This window comes from Bacillus sp. 01N45 (assembly GCF_056399205.1).
The window spans coordinates 313,756-337,978 of sequence record NZ_JBFTQW010000004.1 but is presented as its reverse complement, the minus strand read 5'-3'; the positions used below and the strand labels follow the sequence as shown (position 1 = coordinate 337,978).

The 24,223-nt window shown below is 37.0% G+C and carries 25 protein-coding genes; 23 read left to right on the top strand and 2 right to left on the bottom strand.

Annotated features, from left to right (window positions below; all coding sequences use genetic code 11):
- Nucleotides 1–127: 127 nt before the first annotated feature.
- From fdhF to AC1DMU_RS12130, 17 genes are all read left to right on the top strand, one after another.
- Entirely contained in the window at nucleotides 128–3,067 is a 2,940-nt protein-coding gene (fdhF, locus tag AC1DMU_RS12210; RefSeq protein WP_088064169.1) for a formate dehydrogenase subunit alpha, read from the top strand.
- A gap of 12 nt (nucleotides 3,068–3,079) precedes the next feature.
- On the top strand, nucleotides 3,080–3,562 hold the full coding sequence (locus AC1DMU_RS12205) for a helical membrane plugin domain-containing protein (protein ID WP_088064168.1): 483 nt from the start codon (nucleotides 3,080–3,082) through the stop codon (nucleotides 3,560–3,562).
- Between the two features lie 116 nt (nucleotides 3,563–3,678).
- Nucleotides 3,679–4,023, top strand: coding sequence for a Na-translocating system protein MpsC family protein (locus tag AC1DMU_RS12200; RefSeq protein WP_000039582.1), 345 nt, complete (start codon nucleotides 3,679–3,681; stop codon nucleotides 4,021–4,023).
- A gap of 16 nt (nucleotides 4,024–4,039) precedes the next feature.
- Complete coding sequence (gene fdhD, locus AC1DMU_RS12195) at nucleotides 4,040–4,837, top strand: formate dehydrogenase accessory sulfurtransferase FdhD (RefSeq protein WP_075311558.1); 798 nt, start codon at nucleotides 4,040–4,042, stop codon at nucleotides 4,835–4,837.
- Nucleotides 4,838–4,857: 20 nt separating this feature from the next.
- A complete protein-coding gene (gene moaA / locus AC1DMU_RS12190; RefSeq protein WP_215558943.1) occupies nucleotides 4,858–5,874 on the top strand; it encodes a GTP 3',8-cyclase MoaA in 1,017 nt (338 codons plus the stop codon).
- A gap of 200 nt (nucleotides 5,875–6,074) precedes the next feature.
- Nucleotides 6,075–6,854: a formate channel gene (locus AC1DMU_RS12185; protein ID WP_033656377.1), complete on the top strand. Its 780-nt coding sequence runs from the start codon at nucleotides 6,075–6,077 to the stop codon at nucleotides 6,852–6,854.
- Nucleotides 6,855–6,878: 24 nt separating this feature from the next.
- Entirely contained in the window at nucleotides 6,879–7,895 is a 1,017-nt protein-coding gene (locus tag AC1DMU_RS12180; RefSeq protein ID WP_088064165.1) for a molybdopterin-synthase adenylyltransferase MoeB, read from the top strand.
- 18 nt (nucleotides 7,896–7,913) lie between these two features.
- Nucleotides 7,914–9,221 carry a molybdopterin molybdotransferase MoeA gene (gene moeA / locus AC1DMU_RS12175; RefSeq protein ID WP_088064164.1) on the top strand — a complete coding sequence of 436 codons (1,308 nt, stop codon included), beginning with the start codon at nucleotides 7,914–7,916 and terminating at the stop codon, nucleotides 9,219–9,221.
- Nucleotides 9,202–9,666: a molybdopterin synthase catalytic subunit MoaE gene (gene moaE / locus AC1DMU_RS12170; RefSeq protein WP_088064163.1), complete on the top strand. Its 465-nt coding sequence runs from the start codon at nucleotides 9,202–9,204 to the stop codon at nucleotides 9,664–9,666. The genes moeA and moaE overlap by 20 nt, the downstream gene beginning before the upstream one ends.
- Nucleotides 9,667–9,670: 4 nt before the next feature.
- The gene (moaD, locus tag AC1DMU_RS12165; protein WP_087982170.1) at nucleotides 9,671–9,907 is read left to right on the top strand and encodes a molybdopterin converting factor subunit 1; all 237 of its coding nucleotides are present in this window, start codon (nucleotides 9,671–9,673) and stop codon (nucleotides 9,905–9,907) included.
- Between the two features lie 60 nt (nucleotides 9,908–9,967).
- Nucleotides 9,968–11,017, top strand: a complete 1,050-nt coding sequence (locus AC1DMU_RS12160) for a P-loop NTPase (RefSeq protein WP_088064162.1) — start codon at nucleotides 9,968–9,970, stop codon at nucleotides 11,015–11,017.
- A 15-nt stretch (nucleotides 11,018–11,032) separates the two neighbouring features.
- Nucleotides 11,033–11,257, top strand: coding sequence for a group-specific protein (locus tag AC1DMU_RS12155; RefSeq protein ID WP_088064161.1), 225 nt, complete (start codon nucleotides 11,033–11,035; stop codon nucleotides 11,255–11,257).
- 42 nt (nucleotides 11,258–11,299) lie between these two features.
- The gene (locus AC1DMU_RS12150; RefSeq protein ID WP_075311544.1) at nucleotides 11,300–11,698 is read left to right on the top strand and encodes a hypothetical protein; all 399 of its coding nucleotides are present in this window, start codon (nucleotides 11,300–11,302) and stop codon (nucleotides 11,696–11,698) included.
- 158 nt (nucleotides 11,699–11,856) lie between these two features.
- On the top strand, nucleotides 11,857–12,105 hold the full coding sequence (locus tag AC1DMU_RS12145; protein WP_000871331.1) for a DUF1294 domain-containing protein: 249 nt from the start codon (nucleotides 11,857–11,859) through the stop codon (nucleotides 12,103–12,105).
- 91 nt (nucleotides 12,106–12,196) lie between these two features.
- A complete protein-coding gene (gene rarD / locus AC1DMU_RS12140) occupies nucleotides 12,197–13,138 on the top strand; it encodes an EamA family transporter RarD (protein ID WP_000535553.1) in 942 nt (313 codons plus the stop codon).
- A 78-nt stretch (nucleotides 13,139–13,216) separates the two neighbouring features.
- Complete coding sequence (locus AC1DMU_RS12135; protein ID WP_000447816.1) at nucleotides 13,217–13,642, top strand: divergent PAP2 family protein; 426 nt, start codon at nucleotides 13,217–13,219, stop codon at nucleotides 13,640–13,642.
- A 99-nt stretch (nucleotides 13,643–13,741) separates the two neighbouring features.
- A complete protein-coding gene (locus AC1DMU_RS12130) occupies nucleotides 13,742–15,595 on the top strand; it encodes a terpene cyclase/mutase family protein (RefSeq protein ID WP_088064160.1) in 1,854 nt (617 codons plus the stop codon).
- 73 nt (nucleotides 15,596–15,668) lie between these two features.
- Here the strand turns inward: AC1DMU_RS12130 and AC1DMU_RS12125 are convergent, their stop codons facing one another.
- Entirely contained in the window at nucleotides 15,669–15,824 is a 156-nt protein-coding gene (locus tag AC1DMU_RS12125) for a YfhD family protein (RefSeq protein WP_142291794.1), read from the bottom strand.
- Nucleotides 15,825–15,951: 127 nt separating this feature from the next.
- Here AC1DMU_RS12125 and fabG point away from each other — a divergent pair, with 127 nt between their 5' ends.
- The gene (gene fabG, locus AC1DMU_RS12120; protein ID WP_000395032.1) at nucleotides 15,952–16,692 is read left to right on the top strand and encodes a 3-oxoacyl-ACP reductase FabG; all 741 of its coding nucleotides are present in this window, start codon (nucleotides 15,952–15,954) and stop codon (nucleotides 16,690–16,692) included.
- Nucleotides 16,693–16,743: 51 nt separating this feature from the next.
- On the opposite strand, the gene dhaS is transcribed toward fabG, so the two are convergent.
- Complete coding sequence (dhaS, locus tag AC1DMU_RS12115) at nucleotides 16,744–18,228, bottom strand: aldehyde dehydrogenase DhaS (protein ID WP_088064158.1); 1,485 nt, start codon at nucleotides 18,226–18,228, stop codon at nucleotides 16,744–16,746.
- Nucleotides 18,229–18,500: 272 nt separating this feature from the next.
- On the opposite strand from dhaS, the gene AC1DMU_RS12110 reads away from it, so the two are divergent.
- The 5 genes from AC1DMU_RS12110 (at nucleotide 18,501) to argH (ending at nucleotide 24,220) form a co-directional block, all read left to right on the top strand.
- A complete protein-coding gene (locus AC1DMU_RS12110) occupies nucleotides 18,501–18,779 on the top strand; it encodes a YhdT family protein (RefSeq protein ID WP_000800722.1) in 279 nt (92 codons plus the stop codon).
- A gap of 3 nt (nucleotides 18,780–18,782) precedes the next feature.
- Nucleotides 18,783–20,222 (top strand): sodium/pantothenate symporter, encoded by a 1,440-nt coding sequence (panF, locus tag AC1DMU_RS12105; protein ID WP_001104842.1) that lies wholly within the window; start codon nucleotides 18,783–18,785, stop codon nucleotides 20,220–20,222.
- A 119-nt stretch (nucleotides 20,223–20,341) separates the two neighbouring features.
- The gene (locus AC1DMU_RS12100) at nucleotides 20,342–21,274 is read left to right on the top strand and encodes a nucleoside hydrolase (protein WP_088064157.1); all 933 of its coding nucleotides are present in this window, start codon (nucleotides 20,342–20,344) and stop codon (nucleotides 21,272–21,274) included.
- Nucleotides 21,275–21,348: 74 nt separating this feature from the next.
- Entirely contained in the window at nucleotides 21,349–22,458 is a 1,110-nt protein-coding gene (locus tag AC1DMU_RS12095; protein ID WP_087982182.1) for a serine hydrolase, read from the top strand.
- Nucleotides 22,459–22,693: 235 nt separating this feature from the next.
- Nucleotides 22,694–24,220, top strand: a complete 1,527-nt coding sequence (argH, locus tag AC1DMU_RS12090; protein WP_097889893.1) for an argininosuccinate lyase — start codon at nucleotides 22,694–22,696, stop codon at nucleotides 24,218–24,220.
- Nucleotides 24,221–24,223: the final 3 nt, after the last annotated feature.

Here is a 24,223-nt window from a genome sequence, read left to right as displayed (position 1 = left end):
GAATAAATGGATTGGTATTTTAGCAAGATGTGCTAATAAACTACTCCACCATGATAATAACGTGCCGAAATGTGGTGCGTATATTTTCGTGGTGGAGTTTTTTTATTCTCAAAAAGGGGGAAAGACCATGAATAACAACATGGTTCATATTACAATTGACGGAAAAAAGTATACAGCGGAGCTTGGTTCAACGATATTGGGTGTTATTAATGAGAACGGGATTGAACATCCGCAAATTTGTTACGTGCCAGAAGTAGATCCTATTCAAACATGTGACACTTGTATTGTAGAGGTTGACGGAAAGTTAGTGCGCTCTTGTTCGGCAGTAGTGACAGAAGGTATGAACATTGAACGTAATTCTGCTCATGCCAAAGAAGCACAAACAGAGGCAATGGATAGGTTACTAGAAAATCATTTATTATACTGTACAGTATGTGACAACAACAATGGGAACTGTAAACTGCATAATACAGCAGAATTAATGGAGATTGAACATCAAAAATATCCTTATGAACCAAAAGTAGATGCAAGTGAAGTTGATATGACGCATCCGTTTTATCGCTACGATCCTAATCAATGTATTGCATGCGGTCAATGTGTTGAGGTTTGTCAAAACTTACAAGTAAATGAAACGTTATCAATAGACTGGGAAGCGGAACGTCCACGAGTTATTTGGGATGAAGGAGTAAATATTAATGATTCTTCATGCGTGAGCTGTGGTCAATGTGTAACCATTTGTCCTTGTAATGCTTTAATGGAGAAAACGATGCTCGGTGAAGCTGGATTTATGACGGGATTAAAACCAGATATTCTTGAACCGATGGTAGATTTAATTAAAGAAGTTGAGCCTGGATATAGCGGCATTTTTGCGGTATCAGAAGTGGAAGCGGCTATGCGTGATACTCGTACGAAGAAAACGAAAACAGTATGTACATTTTGTGGTGTAGGTTGTTCATTTGAAGTGTGGACGAAAGGGCGTAAAATCCTTAAAGTACAACCTTCTTCTGATGCGCCAGTTAACGCAATTTCTACTTGTGTAAAAGGAAAATTCGGTTGGGATTTCGTAAATTCTAAAGAAAGAATTACGAAACCTTTAATTCGTAAAAATGGAACGTTTGTTGAATCTACATGGGAAGAAGCACTAAATGTAGTTGCAAGTAAATTAGGATCTATTAAAGAAGAATACGGTAAAGATGCTGTCGGCTTTATTTCTTCATCTAAAATTACGAATGAAGACAATTATGTAATTCAGAAATTAGCTCGACAAGTATTTGAAACGAATAATATTGATAACTGCTCACGTTATTGTCAATCGCCAGCGACAGACGGATTATTCCGTACAATTGGTATGGGCGGAGATGCTGGAACGATTAAAGATATCGCAAAATCCGGTCTTGTTATTATTGTAGGTTGTAATCCGACAGAAGGTCATCCTGTTTTAGCTACACGTATTAAACGTGCGCATAAATTACACGGACAAAAATTAATTGTGGCTGATCTTCGTAAAACAGAAATGGCAGAGCGTTCAGACGTTTTTATTAGTCCAAAACAAGGAACAGATCAAGTATGGTTAATGGCTGTTACGAAATATATGATTGACCAAGGCTGGCACGATCAACGATTTATTGATGAGAATGTAAACTTCTTTGAAGATTTTAAAGAGAGTCTTACAGAATATACACTTGAATATGCAGAAGAAATGACTGGTATTTCAAAAGAAATACTTATTCAAATGGCTGAAATGATTCGTGATGCAGATGGTACATGTATCCTTTGGGGGATGGGAGTAACGCAAAATACAGGTGGATCGGATACTTCCGCTGCGATTTCAAACTTACTGCTTGCAACAGGTAATTATCGTCGTCCAGGTGCTGGTGCATATCCACTTCGAGGTCATAATAACGTACAAGGTGCTTGTGATATGGGTACTTTACCAGGATGGCTTCCTGGATATCAGCACGTTACTAACGATATGGAACGTGCGAAATTTGAAATGGCTTACGGAGTGAAAATTAATAGTGAACCAGGTCTTAATAATATTGAAATGCTTCACGCAATTGATGAAGGGAAAATGAAAGCTATGTATCTTGTCGGAGAGGATATGGCTCTTGTAGACTCTAATGCGAACCACGTACATGAAGTGTTATCAAGCCTTGATTTCTTCGTTGTACAAGACGTTTTCTTATCTAAAACTGCTCAATATGCAGATGTTGTATTACCGGCAGCACCGTCTCTTGAGAAAGAAGGTACTTTCACAAATACAGAGCGTCGTGTACAAAGATTGTATCAAGTTCTTCCTACGCTTGGAGATGCGAAGCCAGATTGGTGGATTGTGCAGGAGATTGCGAATAAATTAGGTGCAAACTGGAATTATAGCCATCCAAGTGAAATTTTTGCTGAAATGGCAAGTTTATCACCACTATTCTCACAAGCAAACTATGAAGTACTTGAAGGGTGGAATAGTTTCCATTGGGGAAGTTTTGATGGAACGAATACACCACTTCTGTTCCAAGATGGATTTAACTTCCCAGATAAAAGAGCTCGTTTTGCGATTGCTGACTGGGTACGTCCAGCTGAATTCCCAGCGGAGTTCGATCTTCACATTAATAACGGTCGTATGCTTGAGCATTTCCATGAAGGGAATATGACAAATAAATCAACAGGTATTCAAACGAAAGTACCTGGTGTGTTTGTAGAAGTTTCTCCAGCACTTGCAAAAGAACGTGGAGTGAAAACAGGTTCATTAGTTCGTCTTGTTTCTCCTTTTGGAGCATTAAAATTACGTGCACTTGTAACAGACCGTGTAAAAGAAAATGAGTTATATTTACCGATGAACTCTACAGATAATGAAACAGCAATTAATTTCTTAACAGGTCCTGCTGTGGACGTACGTACGAACACACCTGCTTATAAACAGACGAAAGTGCGTATGGAAGTGCTAGAAGTTGATGGCGCAAATCCGATGCCAAAAGCGAACCCGCGTAACAAAAAACGTCATCCTCAAGCTGGTATTGAGGTAAATCGTAAGTGGGCACGTCCAGGGTATGTGCATTTAACGGATAAGTAGGAGGAGAAAAATATGGCTACACCTATAAAAGTGATTCAAAAACAAGAATTAACTGAGGAAGAAATAAAACGGCAAAAATTAGATGATTTAAAAGAGCTTCTAGCTAATAATGAAGAGGCTTTAAATCAAATGTTTAATATTGTTGGGGAATTAAATGACATCGGAATGCTAGAAGCTGCAAATTCTATGTTAAAGGCGAAAGAACCGATCGCAAAGATTGTTCTTGGCCAAGTGACTCGTGAGCCTGTTACGAATTTAATTAATAATATGATGGGTGCTGCGGGTGCTTTAACAGAACTTGATCCAGAACTTACGAAAAAGCTTATAGGTAGCTTATTAGTAGGGTTAGAAGAAGGTAATGAACATCTAGAGAGTAATAAAAAAGTAGGGGTATTTGACCTTATGAAAGTATTGAAAGACCCAGATATTAACCGTGCTATAGGGTTTGGGCTTCATTTCTTAAAAGGTATGGGTAAAGGGTTAAAAGACGAATAATCTTCATGAAGTAAATCTTTTCGCCCAAATGTTTATACGAAATATTTTGGGCGGAAGGGTCATTTTGGTAAAATATATAATAAAGTAAAATGAGGATTTTTGGGAGGTATAATTGTATGTCAAAAAAAGTACATGAATTTAATGATATGATACGAAAACTTCGAAAGGAACTTTTCGGAAAAGGACCAGAACGAATTCATACTGTTTTTGCTGAAAATATGGCGATTGCGACCCTTTACGGAAACTTAACACCTACTGAAAAATTCATTTCAAGTACGATGGACGGTGCGGAAATGGTTCATATGGCTAGAACGAAAATGATTCAAGAAGTGTATGCTGCGAATTCCCGTGAACATTTGGAGGAACTTGTTGGAGCGAAATTAGTGAATTTATTTTCAGATATGAAAGTAGAAGAAGATATTGCAGTTTCGGTATTTGTTTTTGATAAAAATATAACGTGAGAGAAGGATACTGATCGTGAAACCGATACAGGTAGAAAGAGAAATCTTTCGTTATGAACAAGGGGCGTTTAAACATATAGAGGACAGTATTGTAACAGAGTTTCCTGTCACGATTAAAATGAACGGACAGGAGTTTGTTACAATGGTTAGTACTCCAGAATATATAGAAGATATGGTAATAGGCTTTTTAGCATCTGAAGGAATCATTCGGAAGTATGAAGATATTGATGACATATGGGTACAAGAGAAAGAAGGATTTGTGCATGTCACAACGAAAAAAGTGAATCCGTATTACGAACAAATGCAAAATAAACGTTATATTACTTCATGCTGTGGTATGAGTAGACAAGGGTTTGTTTTTGCAAATGATGCACTAAGCGCTAAAAAAATGAATGGTGTCCATGTACAGGTTGCTGCAGAAGATTGCTTTCGATTAATGAAAGAAATGCAGCAATCTGCGGAGACGTTTCAACATACAGGTGGCGTTCATAATGCATCTTTGTGTGATGTGAATGGCATTATTTTAAGCCGAATGGATATCGGTAGACATAATGCATTAGATAAAATTTACGGTTATTGCTTAAAAAATAATATTTCTATAAAAGATAAAGTCATTGTATTTAGTGGTCGTATTTCTTCGGAAATATTATTGAAAGTTGCAAAAATCGGTTGTGAAATTATATTGTCAAAATCAGCTCCAACCGAATTGGCTTTGCAGCTAGCAGAAGAATTAGGTATTACTACGATAGGGTTTATTCGGAATCAATCCTTAAATGTATATACGCATCCAGAGCGTGTTATAAATATAAAATAAGTAAAAGTGAGGCAATAAATATGAAATCTGTCACATTAGACAAACTACAACGTCCTTTAAAGGATTTACGTATTTCTGTTACTGATCGCTGTAATTTCCGCTGTCGTTATTGTATGCCAGAAGAAATATTTGGTCCTGATTATTCGTTTTTGTCTAATGATAAAATTTTATCTTTTGATGAGATTGAAAGGATAACACGTATTTTTGTTTCTTTAGGTGTAAGAAAGTTACGAATTACGGGCGGAGAACCGTTACTTCGAAGAGGTCTTCCGCAGCTTATTGAGCGCCTTAATAAAATAGATGGTGTGGAGGATATCGGTTTAACAACCAATGGATCACTACTGAAAAAGTTTGCTCCTGATTTATATAAGGCGGGTTTATCACGTGTGACAGTTAGTTTAGATTCCTTAGAAGAAGATCGGTTTTTCTATTTGAATGGTAATAGAAGCAAAGTGCAAAGGGTCCTGGAAGGCATACAGGCTGCAGCTGAAGTTGGTATGAAAATTAAAATTAACATGGTCGTTCAAAAAGGGAAAAATGAACAAGATATTTTGCAGATGGCGCAATACTTTAAGGAAAATAAGCATATTCTTCGTTTTATTGAGTATATGGACGTTGGGAATTATAACGGTTGGGAATTAAGAGAGGTCGTCTCGAAACAAGAGATAGTAGATGCCATTCATCAAGTTATGCCATTAGAACGGATAGAAGCAAATTATGCAGGTGAAGTTGCGACTCGCTATCGTTATATTGGAAATGAAGAAGAGATAGGTATTATTTCATCAGTAACAGATTCCTTCTGTTCATCATGTACGAGAGCACGTATTTCTGCAGAAGGAAAATTATATACTTGTTTGTTCGCTTCTAAAGGAAATGACTTGAGGGAACTACTTCGATCTGGATACATTGACGAGGAAATAACAGATATCGTACGTGATATATGGAACAACCGAGAAGATCGTTATTCAGATGAACGCTTAAGTCATACAAGTAAAAAAAGATCGCCTAAAATTGAAATGTCACATATTGGTGGTTGATATATAAGAGTGACGCTTTGAGGAAGTATATACAAAATGGAAAGTATGCAACGTTTGTAGATTTTCTATTTTATAGTAAAAGTGATGATTGATAGCTCTGTAAAAGATGTGCAGAGAAATTAAGCAGCATTCAAAAAACTTTATTTTGAGGAGGTTTTTTGAAGCTGCTTTTTTATTTGGAGAAAATGGAGGAATTGGTAATGGCATTTCATAAACCGGAACAAATTGCTGAGCTTGTAATTGAGGCCGGTGTTCAAAAAGTAAGTCAGACGTTGCCAGCAATGCTTATTCTCGGTTTTTTAGGAGGAGCGTTTATTTCGTTAGGTTTTTTGCTTAACATTCGTGTTTTAGGTAATTTACCTGAGCGCTGGGGTAGTTTAGTCAATGTTTTAGGAGGAGCGGTTTTCCCTGTTGGATTAATGCTCGTCGTATTAGCAGGAGGAGAATTAATTACCGGAAATATGATGTCACTTTCTATGGCGCTTTATGCAAAGAAAATTACATTGGTAAGTGTACTAAATAATTGGGTTTGGATTACTTTCATGAATTTCGTGGGAGCTATTTTTGTTGCGTATTGTTTCGGTCATCTTGGCGGATTAACAGAGGGAGATTATTTAAATAAAACGGTAGCGATAGCGGAAGGGAAATTACATGAATCATTTGGGAGAACTTTAATTTTAGCAATTGGTTGTAATTGGCTCGTTTGTCTTGCGCTTTGGCTCGCTTATGGGACGAGTGATTTTGTCGGGAAAATAATCGGAATTTGGATTCCGATTATGGCATTTGTAGTGATTGGATTTCAGCAAGTGGTAGCAAATATGTTTGTTATTTCAGCAGTTATTTTTGCAGGTCATCTGACGTGGATGGATCTTGCTAGAAATTTTGTTCCTGTTTTTATCGGAAATGTAATTGGGGGAGCTGGATTTGTTGGATTTGCTTATTTTGCTTGTTATCAAAAACAACATTCTAATATGAAATAGAGTTCGTGAGAGGAAGGATATGTAATGGCTGAGCGGTATTCACGACAACAGTTGTTCAAACCAATTGGGAGTAGAGGGCAAGAAAAAATTCGGAATAAACATGTGTTAATTGTAGGAGCAGGCGCATTAGGAAGTGCAAGTGCCGAAAGTTTCGTACGTGCAGGTATTGGCAAGTTGACGATTATCGATCGTGACTACGTTGAATGGAGTAATTTACAAAGGCAACAATTGTACTCTGAACAAGATGCGAGAAAGAAAATGCCGAAAGCAATTGCTGCTAAAGACCGGCTAGAACAAATTAATTCGGAAGTACAAATGCATGCTTTCGTAATGGATGCAGTTGCAGAAAATATGGAAGAGCTATTAAAAAATGTAGATGTAATAATTGATGCAACAGATAATTTTGATATTCGATTTGTAATCAATGATTTATCACAAAAACATAATATTCCATGGGTATATGGTTCTTGCGTTGGATCGTACGGTATGAGTTATACGGTTATTCCGCAAGAGACACCGTGTTTACATTGTGTGCTGAAGAACGTTCCTGTTACAGGTGTGACATGTGATACCGCTGGAATTATTAGCCCGACTGTTCAAATCGTTGCAGCATATCAAGTGGCGGAAGCACTCAAAATTTTAGTCGGAGATTTCTCAGCAATTAGAAAAACATTTTTCATGTTTGATATATGGAGTAATCAAAACCATTTTATAAAACTAGGGAAAATCAAAACAGAAGATTGCCCCTCGTGCGGTTTGAATCGAACTTATCCTTATTTATCATACGAAAACCAAACGAAGGTGGCTGTTTTATGCGGAAGAAATACAGTGCAAATTAGGCCGGTAGAAAATAGGAAGTACGATTTTGACGATATAGAAAAAGTATTAAAAAAATTGGGGGAAGTAGATCGGAATCCGTATTTACTATCTTGCCAACTAGATGATTACCGCGTCGTTATTTTTCGAGATGGTCGTGTTTTCATTCATGGTACAAATGATATTTCGAAAGCGAAACAATTATATTATCGCGTATTCGGTTAATAGAAAGGGTTGTCAATAATGGAAAGAAGAGTGCCAATTACGGTTGAAGAAGCTGTTCGTAAAGTAATGGGATTTGCTAATGAGGGATTAAAGGAGTTACTACCTATTGAATTAGCTTACGGACGTATATTAGCGGAGGATTTAATAGCTGACCATGACGTACCTTCATTCAATCGTTCACCGTATGACGGATTTGCTATTAGAGCAGAAGATACGAATGTAGCAAGTTATGAAACACCAATTGTGTTTGAAGTAATTGGTGAAATTGGTGCGGGATCAATATTTCACGAGAAAGTAGGGCCGTTTCAAGCGGTTCGAATTATGACGGGAGCGCAAATTCCGAATGGGTGTGATGCGGTTGTTATGTTAGAGCTGACTCGTCAATATGAGGAAGCTGGCAACAATTATATGGAAGTGAAGCGATCATTCAAAACGGGTGACAATATTTCTTTTCAAGGTGAAGATGCTCGTAAAGGAACGGTTCTTGCAAAAAAAGGATCATACATTCATCCAGGTATTTCAGCTCTTCTTGCTACGTTTGGATATAGTGAGGTACCAGTGGCAAGAAAGCCTGTAATTGGATTGTTAGCGACTGGTAGTGAATTACTGGATGTAAATGATTCATTACAGCCAGGGAAAATCCGAAATAGTAATACGTATATGATATTGTCTCAAATTCGAAGAGCGGGCGGAAGAGTAAAATATTTTGGGAAGTTTAGCGATGAGTTTCATACATGCTTCACAGCTGTAAAAGAAGCGTTAAGCCAAGTGGATATGCTCATTACAACAGGTGGTGTATCAGTAGGGGATTACGATTATTTACCAGCTATTTACGAAAAGTTAGGTGCATCGGTTCTTTTCAATAAAGTTGCAATGCGGCCAGGTAGTGTTACGACTGTAGCACAATTAAATGGCAAGTTATTATTTGGTTTATCAGGAAATCCATCTGCTTGTTACGTAGGATTTGAATTATTTGTAAGACCTTGTATTCGGACGTATATGTTTAGTGAAAAAGCACATGTAAAAAGAGAAAAAGCGTTATTAGGAGAAGATTTTCTAAAACCAAATCCATTTACCAGATTTGTGCGAGCAAAACTGACATATAACGAAGGGCAATTAATCGCTTATCCGTCAGGGTTTGATAAATCTAGCTCGGTTTCTTCTCTAGCAGAGACAAATATATTTATTGTACTTCCAGGTGGTACGAGAGGTTATAAAAAAGATATGTTCGTAGATGTTCTTTTGCTGGAAGATAACGAAGGTAGTGAATGGCCTTGGGCATTTTATAAAGTGAGAGGTGTTTCTAATGGGACAAGCGCTATTTGAGATTGTAGATATACCGATTGTAGTTGAAGAAGTAACGAATAAAGTCGCAAGAAGAGAAGCAGGTGCAATTACAACATTTATTGGTACGGTGAGAGAATTAACAAAAGGAAAACGAACGTTACATTTAGAGTATGAAGCATATAAACCGATGGCAGTAAAACAACTTACAAAAATTGGTGAAGAAATTAACGGAAAATGGCCGGACGCAAAAGTAGCAATTAAGCACCGTGTAGGGCGGCTAGAAATCATGGATATTGCGGTCGTTATTGCAGTTTCATCACCGCATCGTAAAGTAGCGTATGAAGCGAATGAATACGCGATTGAACGTATAAAACAAATCGTCCCAATTTGGAAAAAAGAATTTTGGGAAGATGGGACGATGTGGTTTGGAGATCAACTTGAAAATACGGCATATCCAGAAGGAAAACCGAAGAAGGAAGAATGAGAAGATGATTACAATTTTATTGTTCGCAAATTTGCGTGAGGAAATCGGATCGGATCAATTAATAATTTCAGAAAAACAAGAAATGACAGTGCAGCAATTAAAAGAATGGCTCAAAGCAAGCTATTGCTTACAATCGCTTGATAGAGTGATGGTGGCTGTTAATGAAGAATTTGTAACGGATGAAGAGATGATAAAAGCTGGAGATATAGTCGCATTAATCCCGCCCGTTAGTGGGGGATAATAAGCTTTTTCGCCAAGAAGATGTTGTATATAAATTCGAATACGAGAAGGGATGAGTTCTATGATTACTCAAGAACAAATAATGAACGCATTAAAACATGTAGAGGATCCGGAGTTACACAAAAGTATTGTAGAATTAAATATGGTTAGAAATATACAAATGAATGGAACAGAGGTTAAACTTGAAGTAGTGCTAACGATTCAAGGTTGTCCATTAAAGGCAAAAATTCAACAAGATGTGGAAGAGTCTCTTCAGGCAATTGGTGCATCTAAAGTAGATTTGACATTTGGTTCTATGACACAAGAAGAACGAGCTGCGCTAACAGAGAAGTTAAAGAAAAATAGTAGAACAGAAACTGGAATGCCGAGCATGCTTCGCCTTGATTCAGGGGTACGATTTATTACTGTAACGAGCGGTAAAGGTGGAGTTGGAAAATCAACAGTGACAATTAACCTTGCAACTGCTTTAGCTCGTATGGGAAAAAAAGTGGGGATATTAGATGCAGATATATATGGTTTTAGCATTCCGGCTATGATGGAAACGAATCAAAAACCGACGATGATTGATCAAACGGCAATTCCGGTTGTAAGTCACGGTGTTAAAATTATGTCGATGGGATTTTTTGCAGAAGGAAATAACCCGGTTATGTGGCGCGGACCGATGTTAAATAAATGGATTCAAAATTTCCTTGCGAATACGCACTGGGGAGAATTAGATTATTTACTTCTTGATTTACCGCCTGGCACAGGAGATGTAGCTATTGATGTTGCAGCAATGATCCCGCAGGCGCAAGAAATTATCGTTACAACACCACACAACGTAGCTTCATTCGTAGCATCTAGAGTAGGTGTTATGGCAAAATATACGAAACACGAAATTTTAGGGATTGTAGAAAATATGGCTTATTATGAAGAACAAGATGGATCGAAAAATTATCTCTTCGGAAAAGGTGGCGGCGAAATGCTTGCAGAACAATTGCAAACAGAAGTGATTGCACAAATACCTTTTGCAAAACGAGAAGAAAATAACGGTTCATCTGTATATGATGAAGAGTCTCTTGTAGGAGAAGTGTTTACATCGTTAGCGGAGGATATTATTTATAAAGGATAGAGGGGGAAGTTTAGTATGGCGTGTAATATCAATCATTCTATGGAAGATGTAATGAATAAACTTGAAAGTCAAAAGAGTTTTTTACCGGAAGTGATTTTTAAAGAGTTAAAGGTATTTTTGCGAGGGAATCATTCACAGGAAATATTAAATGATATCTTTCATCTTTTAAAAAAGTATGATTTGGTTAGTGAAGAAGAACGAGAGATGAGAAATACTCAATTATTGCTGATTATAAAATAAATACGCTTTGGCTTTTGTTTTTTTGCAGAAGGGGTGAATGTAATGAATATGAAAAAGATGATTGAAACGATAGAAGCAACTAAAGTGACTAACGAAGAATTATCGATTTCTACTTTACATCAAAAGCTTGTGAAGTTGTATAGTCAAAAAGATAGTGCGGAGTATAAGGAGATATTAAAATATATTTTATCATTATCCGTGCAGCTGAACCTACATTTCGTATTGAAATATTTTGGTGTGCGCCCGGTTGTTGTTGCAGATGAACGTATGCAATTTCAAGAGATATTTAAATGTTTAGCTAAGAAAGATGATAATGGGGAATGGTTTCTAAATTTCGTTTCTTTATATGTAGGACTAATTGTAGTTCTTCATTTCGATGAAAAAGAGATTGAGAGAAGTTTTTTCGATGATATGGTAGTGGATGAAGGGAATGCAATATAAGATTCTGCTCATAATATCTTTCTATTTAATTGCTGTAACTGCGATTTTAGTTGGTTATTTAAATATAAAGGTAACTAATTAATAAAAAGTGTTCTTCAGTTGTTTCCATCGTTTTTTCATGTTACCATTAAGCGAATTTTTCATAGGGAGAGAAAGCGATGAAATGGATTTATTTTATTATTATTAACGTTATAGCTTTTAGCCTTATGGGGCTTGATAAACGAAAAGCGAAGAAGAAACAGTGGAGAACGCCAGAAAGTACGTTGTTTTTATCAGCGGTAGCTGGAGGCGCAGTTGGTGCTTGGATTGGTATGTATATGTTTCACCATAAAACACATAAAAAGAAATTTGTTTTCGGTATACCGTTACTTGTCGTTATAACAGTATGTTTACTTTTTGCTGTATGAGAAATGTCGAAAGAATTGCAGATTGATTATTGGTAAAGTGAGCATGCGGGACCGTATAATGGAGAAAAATGAGAAGAGGAGAAAAGGGAAGATGGGGAGTCAATCAGCACAGCAAAAAAAAGGAATTATATATGCGGCTGGTGCTTATACGATGTGGGGAATCCTACCAATCTATTGGAAATGGGTTGAGGAAGTTCCAGCAGATGAAATATTAGCACACCGCATCGTTTGGGCGTTCGTTTTTATGTTACTTGTGTTAGGTGTTACGAAGAGGTTTCGTCAGTTTATTGGGGAGTTCGTGAATCTTTTTAAACGACCTAAATTATTAATGTCATTAACAATAGCTTCAGTCTTGATTAGCGGAAACTGGTTTGTCTACATATGGGCCGTTAATCATAATCATGTCATTGAAGCAAGTCTTGGATATTATATTAATCCGCTTATTAGTATTTTACTTGGTACAGTCGTTTTAAAGGAAAAGTTAAACTTTTGGCAATATGTTGCAGTTGGTTTAGCTGGAATAGGGGTTATCATTTTAACAGTCCGTTTCGGATCTATTCCGTGGGTTTCTTTATCACTTGCCTTTTCATTTGGATTATACGGATTAACAAAAAAATTGTTAAACTATGATGCGACAATTGGTCTTACGATGGAAACGATGTTAGTGACGCCGTTTGCGATTATCTATCTCGTTATGACAGGAGCGCATGGATTCGGTTCATTTGGATCTATTTCCATGTCATCGACGTTACTATTAATAGGAGCGGGCATTGTTACAGCTTTACCACTTTTTTATTTTGCAAAAGGAGCACAACTTATTCCGCTTTATATGGTAGGATTTTTACAATATATTGCACCAACGATTAGTTTAATTTTAGGTGTATTCGTATTTGGTGAACATTTCACATCTACTCATATGATGGCATTTTTCTGTATATGGGTTGCATTATTTGTGTTTTCAATAGCGAAAACAAAGTTTTTAGTGCAGAAACAACCGAAATTTATAAAAAATAAATCAGCAAAAGTATCATAATGCGTAGTATTTTCTACGCATTTTTCTTTATACTGATACTATATAGATTTCCATTATAGTCAGTAGGGAGCTGAGAACGTGGAAACAATTTTACATAATGATCCGCTTATGGCCGCTGTAATTTCATGGTTTCTAGCACAATTAACGAAAGTAGTCTTTAAATTATTCAAAACGGGTGAATTTGATTTTGCAAAGTTTTTCGCTTCAGGTGGGATGCCGAGTTCTCATGCTTCAACTGTTACAGCACTTGCGACAGGTGTTGGCGTTGTAGAAGGTGTGGAAAGTACCTTATTTGCTATTGCTGCTATCTTTGCAATAATTGTTATGTATGATGCTTCAGGAGTAAGACTTGCAGTTAGTAAACAAGCGAAAATATTGAATGAGTTCTTTCACGGTAGACAAACAGAATATAAGAAGTTAAATGAACTTGTCGGGCATACACCGTATGAAGTAGTAGTCGGTGCTTTAGTAGGGATTATTGTCGGAGTGGGATATTGCTTATGAGCAGAACATTTTATATGTTCTGTTTTTCTTTGTTTTCATACATATTTAGCTACCTTTTTGAATATCGTTATACGGATTTCGAAAGGGTGGGTGAGTAACTTGTTATTATATGAAAAAGTGCATGAAGAAATAGCGAGAAGAACAACTGCACTTCAAACGATGCAACGGCAAGATGGTACGTGGCAGTTTTGCTTTGAAGGAGCACCATTAACAGATTGCCATATGATTTTTTTATTAAAATTATTAGGTAGAGATAAAGAGATAGAACCGTTTGTAAAAAGATTAGCATCACTTCAAACAAATGAAGGAACATGGAAATTGTATGAAGATGAAGTGGGTGGCAATTTATCTGCTACAATTCAATCTTATGCTGCCTTACTAGCTTCAAAAAAATATACAAAAGAAGATGCGAATATGAGGCGAGCCGAAATGTTTATTAAGGAACGTGGAGGCGTGGCGCGTGCTCATTTTATGACGAAGTTTTTATTAGCAATTCATGGAGAATATGAATACCCTTCGCTCTTTCATTTGCCAACACCGATTATGTTTCTGCAAAATGATTCACCCCTCAGTATATTTGAATTGAGTAGCTCAGCGCGTATCCATTTAATTCCGATGATGGTGTGTTTAAATAAAAGATTTCGAGTAGGAAAAAAGTTACTGCCAAATTTAAATCATATCGCAGGCGGGGGCGGGAAATGGTTTCGGGAGGAGCGGTCTCCGTTGTTTCAAACGTTATTAAGTGATGTAAAACAAATCATATCGTATCCACTTTCTTTACACCATAAAGGATATGAGGAAGTCGAACGTTTTATGAAAGAGCGTATCGATGAAAATGGAACGTTATATAGTTACGCAACTGCCTCATTTTATATGATTTATGCTTTACTCGCGTTAGGACATTCTCTTCAATCATCAATGATTCAAAAAGCTATAGCAGGGATAACATCTTATATATGGAAGATGGAAAGAGGGAATCATTTGCAAAATTCTCCTTCAACTGTATGGGATACGGCTTTACTCAGCTATACGTTACAAGAGGCCCACGCTTCGAAAGATAATAAGATGATTCAACATGCAGCAGCGTATGTATTAAAAAAACAGCATACAAAAAAAGCTGATTGGAGCGTACATGCTCCGGCGCTGACTCCAGGCGGTTGGGGTTTTTCGGATGTGAATACGACAATTCCAGATGTCGATGATACAACAGCTGTGCTAAGAGCGTTGGCAAGAAGTAGAGGGAACGAAAATGTAGAGAATGCTTGGAAGAAAGGGGTCAATTGGGTTAAAGGATTACAAAATAATGATGGTGGCTGGGGAGCGTTTGAAAAAGGTGTGACGAGCAATTTATTAGCAAATTTACCAATCGAAAATGCAAGCGATATGATTACAGATCCTTCCACACCAGATATTACAGGAAGAGTGTTAGAGCTTTTCGGGACATACGCGCAAAATGAATTGCCTGAGAAACAAAAACAAAGTGCGATAAATTGGTTATTGAATGTGCAAGAGGAAAATGGATCATGGTATGGGAAATGGGGGATTTGTTATATATATGGTACGTGGGCTGTTATGACTGGTTTACGGTCACTCGGAATTCCATCTAGCAATCCATCAATGAAAAGAGCAGCTTTATGGCTGGAACATATACAGCATGAAGATGGTGGGTGGGGGGAATCGTGCCACAGTAGCGTGGAAAAAAGGTTCGTTACTTTACCATTTAGTACACCATCCCAAACAGCATGGGCGTTAGATGCTCTCATTTCTTACCATGATGAAGAAACACCAGCTATTCGAAAAGGTATTTCATATTTGCTTGCGAATCCTGATGATAATGAACACTATCCTACCGGAACAGGTTTACCAGGTGGGTTTTATATTCGTTATCATAGCTATGCATATATATATCCGCTACTTACTTTGGCACATTATATAAAAAAATATAGAAAATAAACCGAGAGGATATCTCTCGGTTTATTTTATTGGGTAGTAGGTCCCTGTTGAAAAGAATAAGGTTGTGCGTTCCTTATTTCTCTATTGACTGGCGTTTTTGACGTGCATCAGCGGCATTTGCACGTGCGTTCGCTTCTAAGTCATTGTGGTCAGCGAGTTCACGAGAGAACTCAACATCAATGCCATCAGCAGCTTTGTTTTGCTTGAAATTTTTTTGTTCATTCGACACAATCTCCTTGTGTTTTATGCGACGTTGCAAAGTTAGTTTGACACAAATAGACTTTTTTATACAAAGAGGAATTGGGAAGCAAAGAGCCGAAATATACAGTATAAGTAATAGAAATGGGGGGATAGGGATGGAGTTTTTAAATGGGAAAACAGCTGTAGTAACAGGAGCTGCACAGGGAATTGGAAAAGAGATTGCAAGGGTTTATGCAAAACTAGGGGCTAAAGTATTAATTAGCGATGTAAATGAAGAGAAGCTACAAAAAACGACACGTGAGTTATCAGATGAAGGATATGAAGTGAAGCAGTATCGTTGTGATGTGAGTAATCAAAATGATGCGAAGTCCTTAATTGAATACGCTGTCCAAACATTTGGTACACTGCACATTTTAGTAAATAATGCAGGAATTACGCGAGATGCTATGTTACATAAAATGGAGAAACCGGAATGGGAACAAGTACTGCAAGTAAATTTAACAGGTGTTTTTTATTGTATGCAGCCAGCACTTCTTTACATGAGACAACAAGGGTATGGACGCATTATTAATATATCTTCAATTAGTAGAGAAGGAAACATAGGTCAAGCGAATTATGCGGCTACGAAGGCAGGCGTTGTAGGTTTAACGAAAACGGCAGCGAAAGAAGTTGGAAGTTTCGGCATTACGTGTAACGCGATTTGCCCAGGATTTATGGATACAGATATGACAAAAACGATACCAGATAAAGTGAAAGAAAAGATGGTTGGCGCGATTCCGGTTGGTAGAATTGGAACGCCAGAAGATATTGCGAACGCAGCGGCCTTTTTAGCATCAGAGTACGCATCCTATATTACAGGAGAAGTATTAAATGTGAGCGGGGGATTGCAAGTTTAAATGAATACATAATGAAAAGAACCTGACCGGATAGGCCAGGTTCTTTTTTCGTTAATTTAAGTTGAGCCAAACACTCTTCACTTCTGTATAGTTATTTAATGCGTAAGATCCCATTTCACGACCAAGACCAGATTGTTTAAATCCTCCGAATGGAGATGCTGCATCAAAGACGTTATAACAGTTTACCCATACTGTACCAGCACGTACTTTACTTGCAACATAATGTGCTGTTTTAACATTTTCTGTCCACACACCAGCCGCTAAGCCGAATTGTGATTTATTTGCACGTTCAATTACTTCATCAATATCGTTAAAAGGTATTGCAGAAATAACTGGACCGAAAATTTCTTCTTTTGCGATGGTCATTTCGTCATTTACGTCAGCGAATACTGTAGGAGAAACGAAGTAGCCTTGATCGAATGGATTGCCTCCTCCGCAAAGTACTTCAGCGCCTTCTTCAATCCCTTTTTCAATGTAGCCCATTACACGTTTTTGTTGTTCTTCGGAAACGAGAGGACCGATTGTTGTTTCAGGGTTAAGACCGACACCTTGATTTAGTTTTTTAGAATAGAGGACGAGATCAGCCATGACATTATCATACATTTTCTTCGGAACAAATAAGCGTGATCCAGCAGAGCATACTTGTCCTTGGTTAAACATAACACCAGAAAGTGCACCAGGAATCGCGCGAGATAAATCAGCATCTGGCAAGATGATATTTGGTGATTTACCGCCTAACTCAAGTGTAACGCGTTTTAATGATTCAGATGCTTGTCGCATAATTTGTTTACCGACTGGAGTAGAACCAGTAAATGCAATTTTATCAACGAGTGGATGATTAACGAGAGCTTGTCCAGCTGATTCACCGAATCCAGGAACGATATTAATAACACCTTTCGGGAATCCAGCTTCTTCAATTAATTCAGCTAAGTATAGAGCGGATAGTGGAGTTTGCTCTGCAGGTTTTAAAACGATTGTACATCCTGTAGCAAGCGCTGCTCCCATTTTCCACATTGCCATAAGAAGTGGGAAGTTCCAAGGAATAATTTGACCGACGACACCAACAGCCTCATGGCGTGTATAGTTAAAGTAATTACCAGAAACAGGAATTGTTTGACCAACGATTTTCGTAGCCCAGCCAGCATAATAGCGCATATGTTCAATTGCAAGTGGTATGTCTGCTGCCATTGTTTCACGGATTGGCTTTCCGTTATCTAATGTTTCGAGCTGTGCGAGCTCTTCTTTATGTTCTTCCATTAAATCAGCTAACTTGTACATAAGACGGCTTCGCTCAGCAGTGCTCATGCGAGACCAAGGACCATCGTCGAAAGCCATGCGAGCTGCAACGACAGCTTTATGAATATCTTCTCGACCAGCCTCAGAAACGACGGCAAGTGTTTCGCCGGTTGCTGGGTTAGGTGTTTTAAATGTTTTTCCGGAAGCGCTTTCGATGAAAGATCCATTCACATATAACTTTTTTGTACCTTGAAGAAACTTTTCTACCTTTTCATGAAGATTTACAGCTAGTTGACTCATTGTATAACCCCCTTGAAAATATAATGTAAACGCAGTACGAGACGGCGTTTATTCCGAAATCAAGGATGTGGGAACTAGATGGAAAGCCTCTAATTTTAATCATAATTAACAAATACTGAAAATTCAAATTTCATTTGTGTTACAATTGTAAAAAATATGTAATGTAAGAGAAACTTCTATATGATTATAAAAAATCCTGCTTGTTTTTGCTTTCTAGTAGGAAAAACTAGAAGAACAATGGTACAATAATACATCGTGAGAGGAGGGAGAAAATGAAGAATTATCATGATGATCCACGCTTTCGAATTGCCCATAGAGAAGCGTTAATTGGTCTTGGACTTGCTATTATCAATTTTATAATATGGTACGGATTTGCTTATGGGCTTGGTAGTAAAAATCCAAGTGAATATACATATGTATTCGGTTTTCCAGCATGGTTTTTTTATAGCTGTATCGTTGGATTTATCGTTATGGTTATTTTACTTAGTTTAGTTGTTCGTTTTGTATTTCAAGATATTTCACTCGATGAGGAAGAAAAAAGTGAGGAATAATAGATGAATTGGTATGTAATCATTCCAATGATAATTTCGTTTATCGTTGTATTTTTAATTGGTGTATATGCTTCAAGACGCGTACAAGCGACTGCTAATAATAAATTTTTACAAGAATATTTTCTTGGTGGGCGTGAACTTGGCGGTTTATTATTAGCGATGACAATGATTGCTACGTACGGTAGTGCTAGTAGCTTTATTGGTGGTCCAGGTATTGCGTACAATATGGGCCTCGGATGGGTATTATTATCTGCGATTCAAGTTGTAACAGGGTATATCGTTTTAACGGTTATCGGTAAAAAGTTTGCAATTATCGCTAGGAAGATGGAAGCCATTACTCTTATCGATTATTTAAAGGGAAGATACAATAATAAAGCAGTTGTTATACTTTCTGCGTTATGTATTATTATCTTCTTATTTTCAGCAACAGTAGCTCAATGGGTCGGTGGTGGCCGATTAATTGAATCACTAACGGGTCTATCTTATACAACAGCACTATTTTTATTTACTTTTTCTGTACTTGTGTACGTATTAATTGGTGGATTTCGTGCAGTTGCTTTATCAGATACGTTATTAGGAATCATTATGTTAGTTGGAACGACAATCATTTTAATTGCTACTGTCATTGCTGGTGGTGGAATTGAAAAGATTATGCAGGAGCTTATTCAAATCAATCCAAATTTAATTACACCATTCGGAGCGGATGGTAGTTTAACGAAATCATATGTGACATCATTTTGGATTTTAATTGGAATTGGTGTTGTTGGGTTACCGCAAATTAGCGTGCGTGCCATGTCTTATAAAAATTCAAAAGCTATGCACCAAGCGTTAATAATTGGAACGGTTGTTGTAGGTACAATTATGATTGGTATGCATTTAACAGGTGTATTTGCGCGAGTCGTACTTCCGGGTATAACGGTACCGGATAAAGTCATGCCGCTACTCGCGATGGAAGTGTTGCCACCTTGGCTAGCTGGAGTTTTCTTAGCTGCGCCAATGGCAGCAATTATGTCTACAGTAAACTCGTTATTGTTACTTGTAAGTTCATCAATTATTAAAGACATATACGTAAATTACATAAATAAAGATGCGGCAGACAGTACGATTAGAAAAGGAAGTTTGTGGATTACTGGTATCGTAGGGCTGCTCGTTTATGCAGCAGCAATTAAACCACCAGATTTTTTAATATGGTTAAATTTATTTTCTTTCGGTGGGTTAGAAGCAGCATTCATTTGGCCAATCGTATTAGGGTTATATTGGAGAAAAGGAAATGCAACAGGAGCGCTTGCCTCTATTTTAGTTGGGGTAGGCTCATATATGTGTATTCATCTTTTCTATCCAAATCCGTTCGGTATACATACAGTTGTCTTCCCAATTTGTTTTGCGTTTATAGCTTATATCATTGGAAGTATGAGTGCTGTGAAGAAAAACAGTATAGGTTAGAGGAAGAACGTAGTCCTTATAGAGGACTACGTTTTTTTGTGTGAATTTATTCTTTTTTATTCTGTATATGTAAGGTTATTCATAAATTAATAACAATTGAGGGGATGGAGTTGAGGTCGATGAAAAAAGTATTATTTTTGGGAGACCCAGGAATTGATGACTCTTTAGCCATCATGTACGGAATTATGCATCCTGATATTGATATTGTTGGTGTTGTAACCGGATATGGAAATGTAACACAAGAAAAGGCGACAAGTAATGCAGCATATTTGCTACAAATGGCAGGGCGGGAAGATATACCTGTTATTAATGGTGCGAAAATTCCTTTATCCGGAGATGTTACAACGTATTATCCAGAAATTCATGGGGCAGACGGTTTAGGGCCAATTAAACCTCCAAAAGCTTTTTCACCAAATATAAAACCTTTTTGTGCTTTTTTTGATATTCTTGAAAAGTATAAAGGAGAATTAATCATTGTTGATGCTGGTAGGTCAACGACACTAGCGACAGCATTTATTTTAGAAAAGCCGATGATGAAGTATGTGAAAGAATATTATATAATGGGTGGTTCTTTCTTAATGCCTGGAAATGTTACACCAGTCGCAGAGGCGAATTTTCATGGTGATCCGATTGCGTCACAATTAGTTATGCAAAATGCCAAGAATGTGACATTAGTGCCACTTAACGTTACATCTGAAGCAATTATTACGCCAGAAATGGTGAAATATATTACGAAACACTCTAAAACGAATTTTAATAAATTAATTGAACCGATTTTTACGTATTATTATAAAGCGTATAAAAAGTTAAATCCGAAAATAAAAGGAAGTCCAGTGCATGACGTTGTCACAATGATGGTTGCGGCAAATCCGTCTATTTTGGACTATGTATACCGCCGTGTCGATGTAGATACAGTAGGGATTGCAAAAGGAGAAAGTATTGCTGATTTTCGTCCTCAACCTGATGCAAAATCCTTAAAGAATTGGGTGCGAATTGGTTGGTCATTACATTATAAAAAATTTCTCGAAGACTTCGTGAAAATTATGACGTAGACATAATAGGAGAATACAAGTTAAAATAATGGAGATAGATAGAGAAGAGTTATACAATAGGAGAGGAATTTTACTTGAAAAAAACTATAGTATGCGCAGTGATTGTGGGTATTTTCGTTTTGCTAATATCGGGTAATTTTTTAGTGAAAAAAGTGTGGAGTTCAAATAATGATGATGCACAGTATATCGCATCCTTTATTGAAGAACATAAAGATGAAAAAAATAGTGCGCTTCTCGTGAAGAGAAATGATAAAGTTGTTTATTCTGTAAATCCAAATGTTGTATTGCCAGTTGCTAGTACGATGAAGTTAATTGTGGCGCTTGAATATACGAAACAAGTTACGGAAGGGAAAATTGATCCGTCTAGTTTCGTTTCCATTAATGATATAAATCGTTATTATGTGCCGAATACAGATGGCGGTGCACAAGATAGATGGCAAAGGTATTTGCAAAAGACAGACAAGATAACAGAAGGGGCAGTTTCTTTAGAAGAAGTGGCAAAAGGAATGGTTAAGTTTAGTTCGAATGCGAATGCTGAATATTTGATGGAAGTGTTAGGATTAGATAATATTAATCGTAATTTACAAAGTTTATCGCTTCCAGCACATCAGCCGCTATTTCCGATTGTTTCATCTTTATACATCCCTGGATATTTGCATAAAGAATTACATGTTCCGAAATATAAAATAGAGAAAAAGTTAAAAGAGATGTCTCAAGAGCAATATCGTGAATATGCGATGATTATACATGAACGCTTAAAGAAGAAGGGGCCATTATTACAGAAGGAAATTCCTCTTTATTTAGAGGAACGTTACGATAAAATTTGGTCAGATCGATTACCAGCAGCTTCTGCAAACGATTATATGGTACTGCTTCAAAAGGCAAATCATAAAGGTGGCCTAACAGAAGCCGAAGAAAAAGTGTGGGCGAATATCGTTGAAACAGATATGAGTGCTAAAAAATATCGTAAAACATTTAGACATGCAGGGCAAAAAAATGGCTATACGCCATGGACAGTTACAAAAGCAGTTTATGCGATGGATAAACGCGGGAATTGTACAGAAATAGTGTTTTTAGCAAATAATTTAAATGAGGACGACAGTGCAGAAATACGGAAACATTTAGCGAACTTACATTTCCAAGTGCTGCAAAGTGATAAGTATGATGCGACTTTTATTAAGTAAACTCGGTGCAGAGAGCACCGAGTTTATTTTTATCCCGCTTTAATGGGCAGTAAGACCCCCACCTCAAAATTCAGCGAAAGCAAAGAAGTTAGGTGGGGGATCAACTGCCCCTAAAAGTCCGATTGGTTCAACTAATAATCAGTGGGGGATGAAGAAAACCCCCACTGATTAAAGTTTCACTTTATGTACAAGCACTTTTTTCCTATCTCTGGGTATGATGGGTAGTAATACTTAGGTGAGAGGGGAAAAGGTGATGAAACAAAGTAAAGAAGAGTTTATAAAGAGTGAAGGCGCTGATTTCCCTGGAAAAACATATGTAGATTGCGTATTACAACATGTATTTCATTTTCAGCGAAATTACTTATTGAAAGATATGTTTCAAGTGCATAAAGCGCATATCACGATGCTGACTGAAGAAAATTTAATGAAAAAGGAAGAAGCTAAAGTTATACTACACGCATTAAAAAAGGTAGAGGGAATTCCAGAAGAGCAATTGCTCTATACAGAGCGGCATGAAGATCTCTTTTTTTTAGTGGAACATTTAATTTCTCAAGAAGCGAAAAGCGATTTTGTAAGTAATATGCATATTGGTAGAAGTAGAAATGATATGGGTGTAACGATGTATCGCATGAGTTTAAGAAGATATGTATTACGATTAATGGAACATCATTTATTATTGCAAGAAAGTATATTACAACTTGCCGATGATCATAAGGAAACGATTATGCCAGCTTATACACATACACAACCAGCACAGCCCACAACATTTGGTCATTATACGTTAGCGATTTATGATACGATGCAAAGAGATTTAGAACGAATGAAACGAACGTACAAACTTTTAAACCAATCTCCAATGGGAGCTGCCGCTCTTTCTACAACAAGTTTCCCAATTAAACGAGAGCGAGTTGCCAATTTACTTGGGTTTACAAATGTAATTGAGAACTCATATGATGCTGTTGCTGGAGCGGATTATTTATTAGAAGTTAGCTCGTTACTTATGGTAATTATGACGAATACGAGTAGATGGATCCATGATTTCTTACTATTAGCGACGAAAGAATATGATGGTATTACTGTCGCAAAGCCATATGTACAAATAAGTAGCATTATGCCGCAAAAGCGAAATCCAGTTTCCATTGAACACGCCCGTGCGATTACGAGTAGTGCTTTAGGAGAAGCATTTACAGTATTTCAAATGATTCATAATACTCCATTTGGTGATATTGTCGATACGGAAGATGACCTGCAGCCGTATTTATATAAAGGGATTGAAAAGACCATTCGTGTTTTTTGTATTATGAATGCAGTTATTCGAACGATGAAAGTAGAAGAAGAAACGTTGAAGAGTCGTTCTTATAAACATGCAATTACGATAACTGATTTCGCAGATGTTTTAACAAAAAACTATAGCATTCCATTTCGGCATGCGCATCATGCAGCGAGTGTTATTGCGAATATGTCATTGGAGCAAAAAAAAGAGCTGCATGAATTACATGTAAAAGATGTAAATATATACTTACAAGAAAAATTTAAAATAAAATTATTAGAAAAAGAGTGGGAAGAAATTGTATCACCAGAAGCTTTTATACAAAAAAGAAATGTATACGGTGGACCGAGTAAAAAAGAAATGGAGCGCATGATTAACAATCGAAAAGAGTCATTTCAAAAAGAAGAAGAGGTATTTGAAAAGGAAAAACAGAGAATTTTACAAGCGGAAAATGATTTAAATACGTTAGTTTCGAATATTATTGAATCGTAAAAG